The sequence below is a fragment of the Brevundimonas sp. AVps23W genome (assembly GCF_058681395.1).
In genome coordinates this window covers 386,678-402,311 of record NZ_CM178738.1, presented here as the reverse complement: position 1 = coordinate 402,311, position 15,634 = coordinate 386,678, and the positions used below count along the sequence as shown (strand labels likewise).

Sequence of the window (15,634 nt, the reverse complement as noted above, 5' to 3'; positions counted from 1 at the left end):
TCGACCTTCCACGGCAACGCTGATAAGACCCGCGGAGGCGGTAGACCCGCCCTAGATCAAACAGGCGGAGGGCTACCCCCTATGCGTATGAAGACTTTCGTGCTGGCCTCCAGCGCAGCGGCCGCTCTGGCCCTGTCCGCTGGCGTTGCGTCGGCCGAGCCGAACGGCTGGTACGGCGCGATCGACGCCGGCTATCACATCATCGACGACATCAATGCCGAGTCATCGACCACCGGCGCTAGCTGGAACTATGAAGTCAACGACGGCTGGGCGGCCTTCGCCCGTCTCGGTTACCGTTTCAACCCCAACTGGCGTGTTGAACTGGAAGGCGGCTATCGCTCGGGCGACATCGGCACCGTGCGCGCCGCGTCCGGCACCCAGGGTCTGTGCAACCTGACCCCGGCGACCGGCGGCTGCTATTCGCCGGAAGGCGACATCGAGTCGACCACTCTGATGGCCAACGTCCTGTACGACTTCGGCTATGAAGCCTGGGGCATCCGTCCCTTCGTCGGCCTCGGCGCCGGTGTGAACCACGTCAACACTGAAACCGTCGGCAACCTGCGCGCCAACCGCGGCGCCAGCTTCGCTATCGATGACAGCTCGACCGAGTTCGCCGCTCAAGCGATCGCCGGCCTGGCTTGGGCCATCAGCGACCGCGCCAATATCGACCTGACCTACCGCTACCTGACGGGCGACGCCACCTGGGCTTCGACCACGGTCGGTACGGGCGCTGGCGCCACGGCATTTGGTGAATGGGACGGCGACTACGATCAGTCGCACACCGTGACCCTGGGCCTGCGCTACAGCTTCGGTGCGGAAGAAGCGGCTCCGCCGCCTCCTCCTCCCCCGCCCCCGCCGCCCCCGCCGCCTCCTCCGCCCCCGCCGCCTCCGCCGCCGGTGGTTCAGAAGCCGGCCGCGCGTCAGTTCGTGGTCTACTTCGACTGGGATCGTTCGGACCTGACGGCTGAAGCCCGCTCGGTCGTGACCCAGGCCGCCAACTACGCCAAGACCGGCCGCGCGACCCGCGTCGTGATCGTCGGCTACACCGACACCTCGGGCTCGGCCGCCTATAACCTCGGCCTGTCGAACCGTCGTTCGCGCACCGTTGCGGACGCCCTGGTCGCCCAAGGCGTCAACGGCGGCGTCATCGCCCTGGACGGCAAGGGCGAAACCGCCCTGGCCAAGCCCACGGCTGACGGCGTGCGTGAGCCGCTGAACCGTCGCGCGACCATCGACATCAACTTCTAAGACCACTCAAAGGGTCGGCTCGGATCCCGAGCCGACCCCAGAGGTCAGAAGCTTGTCGTAAGATTGAACGCCGCTTCCACCGGAAGCGGCGTTTTTCTTGGGCGTCATGTACGAGGCGGCGCCAACCCCTGGAGGGCGGGAACGGTCAGTCGGGGGAAGAGGCCGGCAGGATCTGGGGAGCCAGCGCTGTCGGTCCGGAGCGTCCACGCAGCGCCTCCCCGATAAGGACGACGAGCGTGGCCGTAAGGATGGCGCAAACCAACGCAATCCCCGCCAGCTTCAGACCCTGTCCAAATCCTGGACCGTCAGGCGCCACCAGATCTCTCCCACCACCACGCCCTTCGGGAATCATAGGTCGTGAGCGGGCGCAAATCACGGTTCGGTGCGCCCCATTAAAAAAGGGCGGCGTCCATGACGCCGCCCTTTTCGAACCCAAGTCGCAGGCCTGATCAGCCCGTGAACGGCCGGATCAGGATTTCGACGCGGCGGTTCTGGGCCTTGCCCTCAGCCGTCGCATTGGAGGCCACCGGCTGGCTGGAGCTGACGCCCGCAACATACAGTCGCTCGGCGATCACGCCCCGCCGCACCAGTTCGGAGGCGACGCTGGCGGCGCGGCGTTCCGACAGGGGCTGATTGATCGCATCGCCGCCCGAGGAATCCGTATGCCCGATGATGTCGATGGTCGAACGGTCGTATTCCTGCAGCACCCGAGCCACATCCTCCAGAACCGGCAGGAAGCGCGGGTCGATCGAGGACTGGTTGGTGGCGAAGGTCACGTCCGACGGCATACGCAGCACGAGATTGTCACCCTGACGTGCGACGCCGACGCCGCTGCCCGACAGTTCTGCCTCCATGGCGCGCTGCTGGCGGTCCATATACTGGCCGACGGCCGCCCCGCCGAGGGCGCCGATGCCGGCGCCGATGAGGGCGTTCTTGCGGCCTTGCTCGCCGTTCGAGGTGTTGGTCAGATACCCCAGCAGGGCGCCGCCGAGCGCGCCGGCGATCGCGCCCGTGCCGGTGTTGTTGCGGGTCGGGGTGGAGCGATAGGGATCCGTGGTGGTGCAGGCGGCGGTCCCCAGCAGGGCCGCGATGGAAACGCTGGCGACGAAAATCTTGGCGCGCATGGAAATGGTCCTTCCGAGAAGTCTGGCCGAATTGAAGTCTGGCGCGAAAACGCCCGCTTACTGTCTAGGTTCCAAGCTGTACCATAGATGAACACGCCCACGCACTGATACGCGCCCCTCCAGGACAATCCCCTCCAAGACAATCGCTCCGCCTGACATAGGGGCGGAATGGGCGTAAGAAACCGCCGCACATCGCCTGACGAGGACTGCCTGTGAGCTTGACCGAAGCCCAAACCGCCGCCCCCCGCGCCATCACGCCGGTTTCGATGACGCGCTATGATGCGGACTTCCAAGGCTTCAGCGACGCCCTGGGCGCATCCTTCCAGCGCTTCGGCTTCGCCGTGGTGGCGGACCATGGACTGGACGAGGCGCGGATCGCCGCCGCTCTGGACGACGCCAAGGCCTTCTTCGCCCTGCCTGAAGACGTGAAGCGTCAGTATCATCAGCCGGGAACCGGCGGGGCGCGGGGCCTGACCCCGTTCGGCGTCGAGGCGGCCAAGGGCGCCGCGACGGTCGATCTGAAGGAATTCTGGCACGTCGGCCGCGAACTGCCGGAGGGCCATCGGTACCGCGGCTTCATGCGTGACAATGTCTGGCCCGCCGAGACACCCGGCTTCAAGCCCCATGTCTATGGCATGTACGAAGACCTGGACGCCCTGGGGCGCAAGATCCTGAGGGCCATCGCCCGCTATCTGGGCCTGGACGACGGCTATTTCGACGACAAGGTCGAGATGGGCAACAGCGTGCTGCGGCTTCTGCACTATCCGCCGGTGCCGGCCGATGCGCCCGGCGTCCGCGCCGGCGCCCACGAGGACATCAACGTCATCACCCTGCTGCTGGGGGCCGAGGAGGCCGGGCTGCAGCTGAAGGAGAAGGACGGAAGCTGGCTGGACATCGCCCCGCCGCCCGGCGCCCTGGTGATCAATATCGGCGACATGCTGCAGCGGCTGACCAATCACGTCCTGCCGTCGACGACGCATCGGGTGGTCAATCCGGCCCCGGAGCGGCGCGGGTTCGCCCGCTACTCCACGCCCTTCTTCCTGCACTTCAATCCGGACTTCCTGATCGAGACCCTGCCCAGCGCGATCACCCCGGAAAACCCGGACCGGTACGCCGGCAAGTCCATCACGGCCGAGGACTATCTGACCGAACGCCTGCGGGAAATCCGCCTGCTCTGACGGCGCCGTCGACCGTCAGCGGGTGATCCGCAGCTTGGTGATGTCGCGTCCGATGGCCTCGAAGGCGGCGACCAGCGCTGTTCCGCTGTCAGCCAGATAAGCCTTGTCGGACGAGGAGGCGCAGTTGGACAGAAGGGTGGCCGCCGCGCTGTTGGCGGTGATCGCGAAACCGACGGTGTAGACGGTGACGCCCTTGGCCTTCATCGCGGTGCAGAGCTTCTCGGCCTGGGAGGCGGACGATCCGTTGGAGGCGTTCTGGTTGATCCGGACGTCATTGGACGAATAGGATCCACTCAGGGAATCCTTGGCTATGACCCCGCTATAGTAGGGCGTGTTGAAGTCGCCGTCGGTCATCAAGACCACGGCCTTGACCGTCTTCAACGGATCATAGTCGTTCGCGGCTGAGTCCGACGACCACAGACTGTTGAAGTTGGGCGCCAACGTATACCAGCCCCAGGCCGTGCCTATTTGGCCGGCGGTCGAGCCTCCGTAGTCCAGACTGTTTATGATGGACTTCAGGTTGGCGCGGTCGCTGGTCAGGGGCTGAATGCCGACGGTCAGGCAGTTGTTATTCTCAGTGGTGCTGGGATAGTTGCGACCCACATAGGCCGAGGCGGGCGAGGCGTCGGTATAGGCGGCAGATCCGATCCGCTCCGTCACGCAGTCGCTGATCGCATGAACGGACGTACTGCCTGCGGCATTGGTGTAGGCCAAATACTGACAGCCCGCGACTGTGCAATAGGCCGTCCCGCCATTCGAATAGCTGCCGCTGACGCTGCCGCTGATGACGTATTTGAAGGTGTTGGCGGTGCGCTCCGTAACGGTAAAGGCCGTATTGGAGGAACTGTTTTTGGCGTTGGTCGCGCTGTTAATGGCCATGCCGGACACCCCGGTGACGACGACACGATCATTGACGGCGAAGCCGTGGTTCGCCGCCGTCACTGTGATGGTGCATTTGGTGGTACAGCTCTTGGTCGCGCCGGTGATGGTGTTGCCTGCCGTCACGGGCCCCCGCGCGGCGGAGGCGCGCGATCCCAGGGACACCCCCATGGAATAGGGCACCACCGACATCCGCGAGGTGTAGGGGGTCTGGACGTCCTTGACGACGATATCGACCATCTTGAGCGCGGCGGTCTTCAGGTCGGTGATCTTGCTGCCGCTCATCGAGCCGGTGATGTCGAGCACCATGGCCACTTCGAGATTCTTGGCCGACCGATTGACCTCGGAGTGGACGCTGATCGGAATGGTGTCGTCGAGCAGCTGGCCATAGGGCGGAAGGATGATGTTGGCGACCAGAGTATTCACCTTGCCGACGGCGTCGGAGACCACGACCGTTGTGCCGTTCATGACCACCGTCACGTCGGAGTCCTGGATGGGCTCGACCTCCGTGTTCTCCAGATTCGCCCGCAGGGTGATCAGGGTGACGGCCTTGAGATCCTTCGGGTCCGTATAGGACGACCGGGCCGCAGACAGGGTGGCGGCGTCCAGGGCGTCCTGGAATTGGGACCGGGCCGTGGTCACGCGATGCAGATCGATGCCGCCCAGCGCCAGCATGACGATGATCGGCAGGCTGAAGGCGAAGATCATCGCCACATTGCCGCGCCGGTCGTCGCCTAGGCGCGCGACAAGGCTGCGGAGACGGCGGACCGCCCGAGGGATCGATGGAGAGGCCAAGTTCGTCGCTTCCCTGCCGGGCGCACACGGCCCGTATGACGGCAGAATGCCGTCATACGGTTAAGAGAAGCCTCAAGCCTCAGGTTAACGGCCCCGCAGACTGAAGCCCCAGGCGGCCTCAGGCCTCGGACCAGCCGCAGTCGTGACCGCGGTTCTGGACGGTGAGCCATTCATTCAGCGGGGCGAAATAGTCGGCGACAGCCGAGGCGTCGTTGGTGGTCTCGCCGGTGAAGGCCTGCATGGCCTCGGGCCAGGGCTTGGACTGGCCCATCTCCAGCATGGCGTTGAAGCGGGCGCCGACCGCCTCGTTTCCATAGACCGAGCAACGGTGCAGCGGCCCGGTCCAGCCCGCCTGTTTGCAGGCCGCGCGCTGGAACTGGAACTGGTAGATGTGGGCCAGGAAGTAACGGGTGTAGGGGGTGTTGCCCGGCACATGATATTTCGCGCCCGGATCGAAGGCGTTGGTCGGACGCGGCCCCGGCGGGACCAGGCCCTGGTATTTCAGCATGTCGGCGGTCCAGGCGGCGTTGTACTGGTCCGGCGAGGTCTCGCCCGAGAAGACGCCCCAGCGCCAGCGGTCGACCATCAGGCCGAACGGCAGGAAGGCGATCTTGTCGAGCGCCATCTTCAGCAGGAAGGGAATGTCCTCTTGCGTCCCCGGCGTCGTCTTCAACAGGCCGATCTGGTTCAGATAGGTGGGGGTCAGGGCCGACAGGCCGACGAAGTCGCCGATGGCCTCATGGAAGCCGTCGTTGGCCCCGTTGCGGAACAGCATCGGCTGGTTCTTGTAGGCGCGCTGGTAGTAGTTGTGACCCAGCTCGTGGTGGACGGTGTAGAAGTCCTCGCCGTTGACGTTGGTGCACATCTTGATGCGGATGTCGTCGGCGTTGTCGAGGTCCCAGGCCGAGGCGTGGCAGACGACTTCGCGGTCGCGGGGACGCACGATCTGGCTGCGTTCCCAGAAGGTCTGAGGCAGGGGATCCAGGCCCAGGGAGACGTAGAAGCCCTCGCCGGTCCTGACCATTTTCGTCGGGTCATAGTCAGCGGTCTTCAGCAGTTCGGTCAGGTCATAGCTGGAGGCGCCACCGCTGGTCGGGGCCACGACGTCATAGATATTGCCCCACTGCTGCGACCACATATTGCCCAGCAGGTCGGCGCGGATCGGGCCGTGATCGGGCTGAACGGCGTCGCCGTATTTGGCGTTCAGCCGGGCGCGGACATAGCAGTGCAGGTTCTCGTAGAAGGGTTTGACCTGGGCCCACAGGCGGTCGGTCTCCTTGGCGAAATCGTCGGCGGGCATGTCGTAGCCGGAGCGCCACAGGGCGCCGGTGTCGGAAAAGCCGAGGTCGCGCGCGCCCTCGTTGGCGATCTCGACCATGCGGGCATAGTCGTCGCGCATGACCGGCGAAATGGTGCGCCAGCCTTCGTACAGGGCCTTAGTCTCGTTCGGGTCGCGGCTGTCGGCCAGAATCAGCGAGGCCTCGTCCAGAGTAACGGGCCGGCCCTTGAAGTCGAACTTGCCGGTCGAATAGGTCGAGTCCAGCCGGGTGGTGATCTGCGACAGCTCCTCGGCCGCGCCGGGGCGGTTGGGGGCCGGCAGGACGATGCCGAGCCGCAGCAGGTTCAGCTTGCGCCGGACCACGGGGTCCACCGCCACATCATTGAACCTGGCGGCCTGGTTGGCGAACTGGACCTGAAGCTCGGTCGCCTCGGCGTTGACCTTGGACTCCAGCCACATGGTGTCGAAGGTGATGTTGGTGGCGCGCGCCCACTGCACCCGAGCGGCGTATTCGCCGAAGGTCAGCATCTTGGCTTCGGCATCGGCGACGAACTGGGTCGCGCCTTCGACGGTGGTCGGATAGTCGGCGCGCAGGCCAGTGGCGGTGACGGGGGCGGGGGTGAAGGTCTGTTCGCCGCCGTCGGCCTGAAGCGGCAGGGCCTCGTCCGGGATCGTGGTGGCGGCGCAGCCGGCGGTGAAGGCGAGGGCGCAGACCGCGACGGCGGTCATCATCTGACGCTTCATGATGGATCTCCTGAACAGCGGGCGCAGGAGAGGTCAGGCCTGATCCGCCGTCAAGCGGAGCGGTTCAGCGGATAACGCAACCATTCAGATCCTGAGTGCGGACCGTGCCCATGGCGGCCTGGATGCGCGCGGCGCGCCGGCGGACATAGGGGCCGGGCGAGGCGGCCTTATAGCGACGCGGGGCGGGCAAGATGGCGGCCAGACGCGCGGCCTCGCGCGGGGTCAGGTCGGCGGCGTCCTTGTCGAACCAGTGCTGGGCGGCGGCCTGGGCGCCATAGACGCCCGGCGCCCATTCGACCACGTTCAGATAGACCTCCATGATCCGGCGCTTGGACCAGACGGCTTCGATCAGGACGGTGTAGCCGGCCTCGAACCCCTTGCGGATCCAGTCGCGGCCCGGCCAGAGGAAGACGTTCTTGGCGGTCTGCTGGCTGATGGTCGAGCCGCCGCGGATGCGGCCGCCCTCGGCGTTGTGGTCCAGCGCCTTCTGGATCGCCTCGATGTCGAAGCCGTGGTGGCTGCAGAAACGGGCGTCCTCGGCGGCGATGGCGGCGTTGACCAGATTGGGCGAGATGTCGTTCAGACCGCGCCACTGATAGTCTAGGCCTTCACCGCGCACGGCCTGGCGCAGCATCAATATGGTCGGGGCGGGCGGCAGGACGGCGACGATCAGGACGCCGCCGATCGGCAGCAGGGCCAGAACCCCCAGAGCGATCAGGGCCGCCCGGAACCAAGCCTTTTTCCGCCCGCGCGCCATCAGAGGATCAGGATCCCGGCCGCGCCGTCCTCGTCGGCCCAGGCGACCTTGTCGGCGGCGGGGCTGAGGGACAGGGCGACGATGGTCGGGCCTTTCTCGGCCTTGACGAAGTTCAGCCCCTGGGCGGCCGGATGGGCGACCCAGACCCGGCCGTCGGTCAGGCCGGCGGCCAGCAGGCCGTGTTCGGTCCGGGCCGAGACCAGGTTGACCAGGCTCGTGTCGTCATAGCCGATTTCGGTCGCCTCGCGGCCCATGGGGCCGTTCGCGCCGATGAAGGGCCACAGCACCGCGCCCTGGGCGCCCGAGGTGGCCAGCAGCTGGCCATTGGCGAGGAAGGCCAGCGAGCGGACCTTGGACGGATAGCCGCCCATGCGCAGGTTCTTGGCGTCCTTCAGCCGCCAGCCGTGCAGTTGGCTGTCCTGCATGGTGGTGACCACAAAGGCGCCGTCCGGTGAAAAGGCGACGGCGGTGTGCGATCCGGCCCAGGCCAGTTTGACCGGCTGCTGCTTCTCGATCCGGGCGTACCAGAGGGCCGCGCCGCCGTAGGTCGAGGCGGCGATACGCCGGCCCTTCGGATCGAAGGCGACGCCGGAGACGGTGCGTTCGTGCTGAAAATCGCGGCGGAAGCCGGCGTCCTTCGGATCGATCACCGACAGGGTGCGGCCCCAGGAGAAGGCGACCAGGCCCGAGGCGGGCGAGGCGTCGACGGCGTCGACCCACTGGTTCTTGGCCGAGGCCAGGACGGCGGGTTCTGCGCTGCGGCGGCTCCAGACCACCTGGCCGTCGTCGCCGCCGGTGACGACGCCGTCGCCGGTCGGGTGGACAGCCGCGCACAGGACGGCGCCGTCATGGGCCTGGATCGTCGTTCCATCCTCGAATCGGACCGAGCCGTCGCCGAGGGCGAAGACGGCGCCGGTGCTGTCGAACAGGGCGGCGGTGACCTGGGCGTCGAAATCGAAGTTCATGCGGGACGCGTTAGCGGGTTGCGGCAGCGGGGGCAAATCGCGGCTTTATTCTCCCTCCCCTTCATGGGGAGGGATGATCGCGCAGCGATCCGGGTGGGGCCGTTGGAGCGTGACCGATCTCCGTACTACCCCACCCCGGCTACGCTCCGCTCCGCCGCCCCTCCCCATGAAGGGGAGGGAGAAATCAAACGGGGTCGGTGGGCGAAGGCGCCACCGGCGCCGGGGCCGATTGAGCCTTGGCGGGCTCCTCCGGGAGGGGGATGAATTCCAGATCATCCTCGCTGGGCAGGGCCATCCGGCCGGCCTTCCAGTCGGCCTTGGCCTGGTCGATGCGAGCCTGGCTTGAAGCGACGAAATTCCACCAGATCAGGCGCTCGCCGACCGGCTCGCCGCCCAGAACCATGACGGTCGATTGGACCAGGGCCTTGATGGTGGGTTCGGCCGTCGGCTCCAGCACGATCATCTGGCCTTCGTGGAAGGTGCGGTCGCCGACCTCGATGGAGCCCTTGGCCACGAACAGGGCGCGCTCACTCATGCCGCCAGCGCCCTTGCCCGGAGGGGGCGCGGTGCGGACGCCGGGCTGAAGCTCCCAATGGACATAGAAGAGCGGCGACGCCACCGGCACGGCCGCCTTGGCGCCGTAAGCCTCGCCCGCCACCAGACGCGCGAACAGGCCGCCGTTCTCGTAGGCGGGCTGGGCGTCCTCATCCAGGTGGTGGAACGACGGATCGATCTCCTCGGCCTCGTCGGGCAGGGCGACCCAGGCCTGCATCCCGTGCATCGGCCCGCCCCGGCTCTTCTTCAGCGGGTCGGTGCGTTCGGAATGGACGATGCCCTTGCCGGCGGTCATCCAGTTCACCTCGCCGGGGCGGATCGGCTGGCTATAGCCGAGGTTGTCATGGTGCATGATCTCACCCTCGAACAGATAGGTGAGGGTCGACAGGCCGATATGCGGGTGCGGCCGTACGTCGATGGCCGTGGCGCCCGGCGCGAACTCGGCCGGGCCCATCTGGTCCAGAAAGATGAACGGCCCGACCATCCGGTGCGAATGGAAGGGCAGGACACGGCCGACCTCGAACCCGCCCAGGTCCTTGCGGCGCGCGTCGATCACCAGTTCGATCATATCTCTATTCCCCTGCTCTGGCTCTTATCCCCCACGACACCAGTCTCGCCAAGCCATGGTTGATGTTACCATGGTAACATGGTACAACACATTCATGAAGGTTGAGAGAGTTCAAACCGGCGTCAGGCTGGAAAAGCGGCTCCTGAAGGTTCTGAAGGGACTGGCGGAGCATCAGGATCGCAGTCTGGGCGATCTGCTGGAAGGAATCGTCCTGCATGCCTTTGAGGGGCGGACCCCGTTCTCGCCTGAGACGCTGCTCGTGATCGACCAGCTTAAGTCCGTCTACGGCCTGGAATTGACGGCCAATGACAGTCATCGCCTCTTGGAAGATGACGATGCGCGCTGAACGGGCGCTTCTGGAGGCGTTCGAAGGCGGGGCGATCAACCCCGAAGCCTTCAATCATCGCGACCATTTAAAGGTCGCCTGGGCGATGCTGGGCGTCGAACAGCGTCCATTTCACCAGGCCTATTCCGCCTATCGCGAAGGCCTGGTGCGATTGACGGCCGCCGCGGGGGTTCCGGAGAAGTTCAGCGAGACCCAGACCCTGGGCTGGCTCGCGCTGGTCCACGGCGCGGTCGCCGCAACCCGCGAAACCTCCGACTGGGACCGGTTCGAAGCGAAGGCCGGTCTTCACGGCCGTTCGCTGATTCATCGCTATTCGGAGGGTCGGCTGGACGATCCGGTGACGCGAACCGGACTGATCCTGCCCTAAGCGACGTGAGGGGTGACTATGCCAAGAGGCAGGGCCGTCACATTCTTCACGCCACGCGTCACGATGTGGCTTTCACAGTCGGACACCAGGCCAAGGGCCAGCAGTTTCTCGCGCAGGAACCGGTCGAAGGCGTGCATGTCCGAGGTGATGATGCGCAGCACATAGTCCTCGCGGCCCGTGATCGTGGCGCACTGAACCACCTCGGGCCATTTGGCCACGGCGTTGTCGAAGATCTCGAGATTCTCCGACGACGGCAGCATCAGTTTGACGATGGCGTAGACCTCGAAATCGAGGCCGAGCAGTTGCGCGTTCAACAGGGTGACGCGCTTGGTGATCAGACCGGAATCTTCCAGTCGTTTGATCCGGCGCCAGCAGGGCGAGGCCGACAGACCGACCCGGTCCGCGACCTCCGCGACCGAAAGACCGGCGTCTTGTTGCAGGATATCCAGGATCCGAGCGTCGATGGGATCGAGTTCGTCCGCCAATGCGTTTCTCCGATTATCGTTATGGCGAAATAAAATACCCTAAATGGGGTTTTCGCAAGGTCAATTTGAGCGAGCGCCTGCTTAGGGGCCGTGTTATCAAACGTCCAGAGGAAACACGGACGGACCCCCGAACGGACATGGACGCCCGCATGAACGACAAAATGAGTCAAAAGAACAGCCGCCCGTTGTCGCTTCGCGTGCCGGAGCCTGCGGGCCGACCGGGCGATGCGCCGGACTTCAGTCATCTATTGATGGACGCCCCGGGCGCCGTGGACCGACCGGAGCCGGGAACCACCCCCTATGAGATGCGCGACCACGCCTTTCGGCTGATCCGGGTATTGGACGATGAGGGCAATGCGGTCGGGCCGTGGAACCCGCGTCTTGACCCTGAGACACTACGTCGCGGCCTGAAGGCCATGATCCTGACCCGCGCCTTCGACGACCGGATGCACAGGGCCCACCGCCAGGGCAAGACCAGCTTCTATATGAAGTGCACCGGCGAAGAGGCCATCGCGGTGGCGCAGGGGATGCTGCTGTCGCGCGAGGACATGGGCTTCCCGACCTATCGCCAGCAGGGGCTGCTGATCGCCCGCGGCTATCCGCTGGTCGAGATGATGAACCAGATCTATTCGAACGCGGCGGACCCGATCAAAGGCCGTCAGCTGCCGATCATGTATTCGGCCAAGGACTATGGCTTCTTCACCATCAGCGGCAATCTGGGCACCCAGGTGCCCCAGGCGGTCGGCTGGGCTATGGCCAGCGCCTACAAGGGCGACGACAAGATCGCCATCAGCTGGATCGGTGACGGCGCCACGGCCGAAGGCGACTTCCACAACGCCCTGACCTTCGCATCCGTCTATCGCGCGCCGGTCATCCTGAACATCGTCAACAACCAGTGGGCCATTTCGTCCTTCCAGGGGATCGCGGGCGGGCTGGAGACCACCTTCGCCTCCAAGGCCATCGGCTATGGCCTGCCGGCCCTGCGGGTGGATGGCAACGACTTCCTGGCGGTCTGGGCCGCGACCCAGTGGGCCGAGGAGCGCGCCCGGTCGAACCAGGGGGCGACGGTGATCGAACTGTTCACCTATCGCGGCGCCCCGCACTCGACTTCCGACGATCCCAGCCGCTACCGCCCCGGCGACGAGCATGAAAAATGGCCGCTGGGCGATCCGCTGGACCGTCTGCGCCAGCACCTGACCGTCATCGGCGAGTGGGACGACGAGCGCCACGCCACGGCCTTGCGCGAGGCGGTCGAACAGGTCCGCGCCGCCGGCAAGGAGTCCGAGGCCATCGGCACCCTGGGCCAGTCGCGCCCCAGCGTGAAGACGATGTTCGAAGAGGTCTATGCGACCGAAGACTGGCGGCTGATCGAACAGCGCCGCGAGGTGGGGGTCTGACCATGGCTGAGCAAACCACCTTCACCGACGCCGATCGCAACGACGGCGTCGAGCCGGACATGGTCGACCAGAACGCCGCCCCCGCCTCGGAAGCGACGGGATCCGGCGTGCAGCCGATGAACATGATCCAGGCCCTGAACTCGGCCATCGACGTCAAGATGGGCGAGGACGCCAATGTCCTGTCGTTCGGCGAGGACGCGGGCTATTTCGGCGGCGTCTTCCGCGTCACCGACAAGCTGCAGCAGAAGCACGGCCTGACCCGCAGTTTCGACGCCCCGATCAGCGAGTGCGGCATCGTCGCCGCCGCCATCGGCATGGGCGCCTATGGCCTGCGCCCCGTCGTCGAGATCCAGTTCGCCGACTACATCTATCCGGCCTATGACCAGATCGTCTCCGAAGCGGCCAAGATGCGCTATCGCTCGGGCGGTCAGTTCACCAGCCCCATCGTGGTGCGCAGTCCCTATGGCGGCGGCATCTTCGGCGGCCAGACCCACAGCCAGTCGCCGGAAAGCCTGTTCACCCACATCGCGGGTCTGAAGGTCGTCATTCCGTCCAATCCCTATGACGCCAAGGGCCTGCTGATCGCCGCCATCGAGGACGATGACCCGGTCGTCTTCTTCGAGCCGAAACGCCTCTACAACGGCCCGTTCGACGGCTGGCACGAGAAGCCGGTCTCGCCGTGGAAGGCGCAAGGATTGGCCCAGGTGCCGACCGGCAAATATGTCGAGCCCATCGGCAAGGCGCGCGTGATGCGCGAGGGGAACGACGTCACCATCCTGGCCTATGGCACCATGGTCTGGGTCGCCCTGGCCGGCGCCGAACACGCCGGCGTGGACGCCGAGGTCATCGACCTGCGCAGCCTGGTGCCGCTGGACATCGAGACCATCGAAGCCAGCGTGAAGAAAACCGGCCGCTGCGTCATCGTGCACGAGGCGCCCAAGACCTCGGGCTTCGGCGGCGAACTGTCGGCCCTGGTTCAGGAGCGCTGCTTCTATCACCTGGAGGCGCCCATCGCGCGCGTCACCGGCTGGGACACGCCCTATCCCCATGCTTTCGAATGGGAATATTTCCCCGGGCCGCAACGGGTCGCAGACGCCTTGAAGAGCGTCATGACGGGAGGTCGTTAAGATGGGTCGTTTCATCTTCAAACTGCCCGACGTGGGCGAAGGCACCGCCGAGGCCGAACTGGTCGGCTGGCACGTCAAGGTCGGCGATGTCGTCGCCGAGGACCAGATCGTCGCCGACGTCATGACCGACAAGGCCACCGTCGAGATCACCGCCCCGGTGTCCGGCAAGGTGATCGCCCTGCACGGCGAGCCCGGCGCCATGGTGCCGGTGCGCGGGCCGCTGGTGGAGTTCGAGGTCGAGGGGGCGGGGAATGCGGAAGAGAGCCCCTCCGTCTCTCCGCTGCGCTCCGAGCCACCTCCCCCGGCTACGCGCGGGGAGGAGACAGTGGTCGCATCGTCTCCTCCCCATGCCAGTGGGGAGGGGGACCGCGCGAAGCGGGGTGGAGGGGCTCTTGACGCCCCCCAGACCTCCACCGGCAACTATGTCTTCAAACTGCCCGACGTAGGCGAAGGCACGGCCGAGGCCGAGCTGGTCGGCTGGCACGTCAAGGTCGGGGATGCGGTCGAGGAAGACCAGATCATCGCCGACATCATGACGGACAAGGCCACGGTCGAGATCACCTCGCCGGTCGCCGGAACCGTGGTCGCCCTGTACGGCGAGGCGGGACAGCAGGTCCCGGTCGGCGGGCCGCTGGTGGCCTTCGATGTGGCCGGCGCCGGGAATGTCGCCAAGAGCCCCGTTCAGGCCCCCTCCGTCGCCTCCGGCGACACCTCCCCCAAGGGGGGAGGATCAGCGCCGACGCCCGCACCAAAATCTCCCCCCCCTGGGGGGAGTACCCGCGCAGCGGGGGAGGGGGGCAAGTCCGTCGCCCCCGCCCTCACCGGCCGCACCGCCGGCGAACGCCCGTCCGCCTCGCCCGCCGTGCGCAACCGCGCGCGGGATCTGGGCGTGGACCTGACCTTCGTGCCCGGCTCCGGCCCAGCCGGTCGGATCACGCACGAGGACCTGGACGGCTTCATCGCGCGCGGCGGCGCCCAGCCGGCGACCGCACCGGCAGCCGGCTCGACCTTCGCTCGCGCCGAGGGGACCACCGAGGTCCGCATCATCGGCCTGCGCCGCAAGATCGCGGAGAAGATGGCCGAGAGCGTGCGCCGCATTCCCCACATCACCTATGTGGAGGAGATCGACGTCACGGCGCTGGAGGAGCTTCGCGCCCACCTGAACGCGACCAAGACGAAGGATCAGCCCAAGCTGAACCTGCTGCCCTTCATCGCCCGCGCCATCGTGGTCGCCCTGCGCGACCAGCCGCAGATCAACGCCCATTATGACGACGAGGCGGGCGTCCTGACCCAGCACGCCCCAGTCCATCTGGGCATCGCCGCCCAGACGCCGAACGGCCTGATGGTGCCGGTGGTCCGCCACGCCGAGGCGCGCGACGCCTGGGATACGGCGCTGGAGATCGCCCGGGTGTCGGGCGCGGCCAAGGACGGTTCGGCCAAGCGCGAGGAGCTGTCGGGCTCGACCATCACCATCACCTCGCTGGGGACCCTGGGCGGAGTGGTCCACACCCCGATCATCAACCACCCCGAGGTCGCCATCGTCGGCCCCAACAAGATCGCCGAACGGGTCGTGGTCAAGGACGGCCAGATGGTGGTGCGCAAGATGATGAACCTGTCGTCCAGCTTCGATCACCGGATCGTGGACGGGCATGATGCGGCGGTGTTCGTCCAGCGGATCAAGGGGCTGCTGGAGCAGCCCGCGACCTTGTGGATGGGGTGAGTTTTCTTCCTTCTCCCATGGGGAGAAGGTGGCTCGCGTAGCGAGACGGATGAGGGACCGCCGGTGGGCCAACTCGCACCACCGCACCCCTCACCCTTTC

General features: G+C 66.3%; 14 protein-coding genes. 7 read left to right on the top strand and 7 right to left on the bottom strand.

What is annotated here, in order from left to right; translation table 11 throughout:
* Positions 1 to 87 precede the first annotated feature (87 nt).
* Positions 88 to 1,248 carry an OmpA family protein gene (locus tag ACW177_RS01900; RefSeq protein ID WP_492028056.1) on the top strand — a complete coding sequence of 387 codons (1,161 nt, stop codon included), beginning with the start codon at positions 88 to 90 and terminating at the stop codon, positions 1,246 to 1,248.
* A 449-nt stretch (positions 1,249 to 1,697) separates the two neighbouring features.
* On the opposite strand, the gene ACW177_RS01895 is transcribed toward ACW177_RS01900, so the two are convergent.
* Entirely contained in the window at positions 1,698 to 2,372 is a 675-nt protein-coding gene (locus tag ACW177_RS01895; RefSeq protein WP_492026975.1) for a YiaD family glycine zipper/OmpA-like lipoprotein, read from the bottom strand.
* A gap of 266 nt (positions 2,373 to 2,638) precedes the next feature.
* Here ACW177_RS01895 and ACW177_RS01890 point away from each other — a divergent pair, with 266 nt between their 5' ends.
* The gene (locus ACW177_RS01890) at positions 2,639 to 3,550 is read left to right on the top strand and encodes an isopenicillin N synthase family dioxygenase (protein WP_492028055.1); all 912 of its coding nucleotides are present in this window, start codon (positions 2,639 to 2,641) and stop codon (positions 3,548 to 3,550) included.
* Positions 3,551 to 3,565: 15 nt separating this feature from the next.
* On the opposite strand, the gene ACW177_RS01885 is transcribed toward ACW177_RS01890, so the two are convergent.
* From ACW177_RS01885 to ACW177_RS01865, 5 genes are all read right to left on the bottom strand, one after another.
* Positions 3,566 to 5,137, bottom strand: a complete 1,572-nt coding sequence (locus ACW177_RS01885) for a TadE/TadG family type IV pilus assembly protein (protein WP_492028054.1) — start codon at positions 5,135 to 5,137, stop codon at positions 3,566 to 3,568.
* Positions 5,138 to 5,342: 205 nt separating this feature from the next.
* Positions 5,343 to 7,247, bottom strand: coding sequence for a M2 family metallopeptidase (locus ACW177_RS01880; RefSeq protein ID WP_492026974.1), 1,905 nt, complete (start codon positions 7,245 to 7,247; stop codon positions 5,343 to 5,345).
* Positions 7,248 to 7,311: 64 nt separating this feature from the next.
* Positions 7,312 to 8,004, bottom strand: a complete 693-nt coding sequence (gene mtgA, locus ACW177_RS01875; RefSeq protein WP_492026973.1) for a monofunctional biosynthetic peptidoglycan transglycosylase — start codon at positions 8,002 to 8,004, stop codon at positions 7,312 to 7,314.
* A complete protein-coding gene (locus ACW177_RS01870) occupies positions 8,004 to 8,969 on the bottom strand; it encodes a WD40 repeat domain-containing protein (RefSeq protein WP_492026972.1) in 966 nt (321 codons plus the stop codon). Before ACW177_RS01870 ends, mtgA begins: the two co-directional genes overlap by 1 nt.
* A 184-nt stretch (positions 8,970 to 9,153) precedes the next feature.
* Positions 9,154 to 10,092 carry a pirin family protein gene (locus tag ACW177_RS01865; RefSeq protein WP_492026971.1) on the bottom strand — a complete coding sequence of 313 codons (939 nt, stop codon included), beginning with the start codon at positions 10,090 to 10,092 and terminating at the stop codon, positions 9,154 to 9,156.
* 55 nt (positions 10,093 to 10,147) lie between these two features.
* On the opposite strand from ACW177_RS01865, the gene ACW177_RS01860 reads away from it, so the two are divergent.
* Together ACW177_RS01860 and ACW177_RS01855 are read left to right on the top strand one after the other, a co-directional pair.
* Positions 10,148 to 10,438, top strand: a complete 291-nt coding sequence (locus ACW177_RS01860) for a hypothetical protein (RefSeq protein ID WP_492026970.1) — start codon at positions 10,148 to 10,150, stop codon at positions 10,436 to 10,438.
* Positions 10,428 to 10,805 carry a hypothetical protein gene (locus ACW177_RS01855; RefSeq protein ID WP_492026969.1) on the top strand — a complete coding sequence of 126 codons (378 nt, stop codon included), beginning with the start codon at positions 10,428 to 10,430 and terminating at the stop codon, positions 10,803 to 10,805. Before ACW177_RS01860 ends, ACW177_RS01855 begins: the two co-directional genes overlap by 11 nt.
* Here the strand turns inward: ACW177_RS01855 and ACW177_RS01850 are convergent.
* A complete protein-coding gene (locus ACW177_RS01850; RefSeq protein ID WP_492026968.1) occupies positions 10,802 to 11,290 on the bottom strand; it encodes an Lrp/AsnC family transcriptional regulator in 489 nt (162 codons plus the stop codon). The two genes, ACW177_RS01855 and ACW177_RS01850, sit on opposite strands and share 4 nt — an antisense overlap.
* A gap of 149 nt (positions 11,291 to 11,439) precedes the next feature.
* On the opposite strand from ACW177_RS01850, the gene ACW177_RS01845 reads away from it, so the two are divergent.
* From ACW177_RS01845 to ACW177_RS01835, 3 genes are read left to right on the top strand one after another with little or no spacing between them, the layout of a single operon-like run.
* Positions 11,440 to 12,687 (top strand): thiamine pyrophosphate-dependent enzyme, encoded by a 1,248-nt coding sequence (locus ACW177_RS01845; protein WP_492026967.1) that lies wholly within the window; start codon positions 11,440 to 11,442, stop codon positions 12,685 to 12,687.
* Between the two features lie 2 nt (positions 12,688 to 12,689).
* Positions 12,690 to 13,814 (top strand): alpha-ketoacid dehydrogenase subunit beta, encoded by a 1,125-nt coding sequence (locus tag ACW177_RS01840; RefSeq protein ID WP_267515055.1) that lies wholly within the window; start codon positions 12,690 to 12,692, stop codon positions 13,812 to 13,814.
* Position 13,815: 1 nt separating this feature from the next.
* Positions 13,816 to 15,534, top strand: a complete 1,719-nt coding sequence (locus ACW177_RS01835) for a dihydrolipoyl dehydrogenase family protein (RefSeq protein WP_492026966.1) — start codon at positions 13,816 to 13,818, stop codon at positions 15,532 to 15,534.
* Positions 15,535 to 15,634 lie beyond the last annotated feature (100 nt).

What these genes read in the sequence shown, in the direction of transcription:
- ACW177_RS01860 (WP_492026970.1), top strand. Translation starts at nt 10,148, where the DNA reads ATGGTTGATGTTACCATGGTAACATGGTACAACACATTCATGAAGGTT.
- ACW177_RS01870 (WP_492026972.1), bottom strand. Translation starts at nt 8,969, where the DNA reads ATGAACTTCGATTTCGACGCCCAGGTCACCGCCGCCCTGTTCGACAGC.
- ACW177_RS01895 (WP_492026975.1), bottom strand. Translation starts at nt 2,372, where the DNA reads ATGCGCGCCAAGATTTTCGTCGCCAGCGTTTCCATCGCGGCCCTGCTG.
- ACW177_RS01885 (WP_492028054.1), bottom strand. Translation starts at nt 5,137, where the DNA reads ATGATCTTCGCCTTCAGCCTGCCGATCATCGTCATGCTGGCGCTGGGC.
- ACW177_RS01855 (WP_492026969.1), top strand. Translation starts at nt 10,428, where the DNA reads ATGCGCGCTGAACGGGCGCTTCTGGAGGCGTTCGAAGGCGGGGCGATC.
- ACW177_RS01890 (WP_492028055.1), top strand. Translation starts at nt 2,639, where the DNA reads ATGACGCGCTATGATGCGGACTTCCAAGGCTTCAGCGACGCCCTGGGC.
- ACW177_RS01845 (WP_492026967.1), top strand. Translation starts at nt 11,440, where the DNA reads ATGAACGACAAAATGAGTCAAAAGAACAGCCGCCCGTTGTCGCTTCGC.
- ACW177_RS01880 (WP_492026974.1), bottom strand. Translation starts at nt 7,247, where the DNA reads ATGAAGCGTCAGATGATGACCGCCGTCGCGGTCTGCGCCCTCGCCTTC.
- ACW177_RS01840 (WP_267515055.1), top strand. Translation starts at nt 12,690, where the DNA reads ATGGCTGAGCAAACCACCTTCACCGACGCCGATCGCAACGACGGCGTC.
- ACW177_RS01865 (WP_492026971.1), bottom strand. Translation starts at nt 10,092, where the DNA reads ATGATCGAACTGGTGATCGACGCGCGCCGCAAGGACCTGGGCGGGTTC.
- ACW177_RS01835 (WP_492026966.1), top strand. Translation starts at nt 13,816, where the DNA reads ATGGGTCGTTTCATCTTCAAACTGCCCGACGTGGGCGAAGGCACCGCC.
- ACW177_RS01900 (WP_492028056.1), top strand. Translation starts at nt 88, where the DNA reads ATGAAGACTTTCGTGCTGGCCTCCAGCGCAGCGGCCGCTCTGGCCCTG.
- mtgA (WP_492026973.1), bottom strand. Translation starts at nt 8,004, where the DNA reads ATGGCGCGCGGGCGGAAAAAGGCTTGGTTCCGGGCGGCCCTGATCGCT.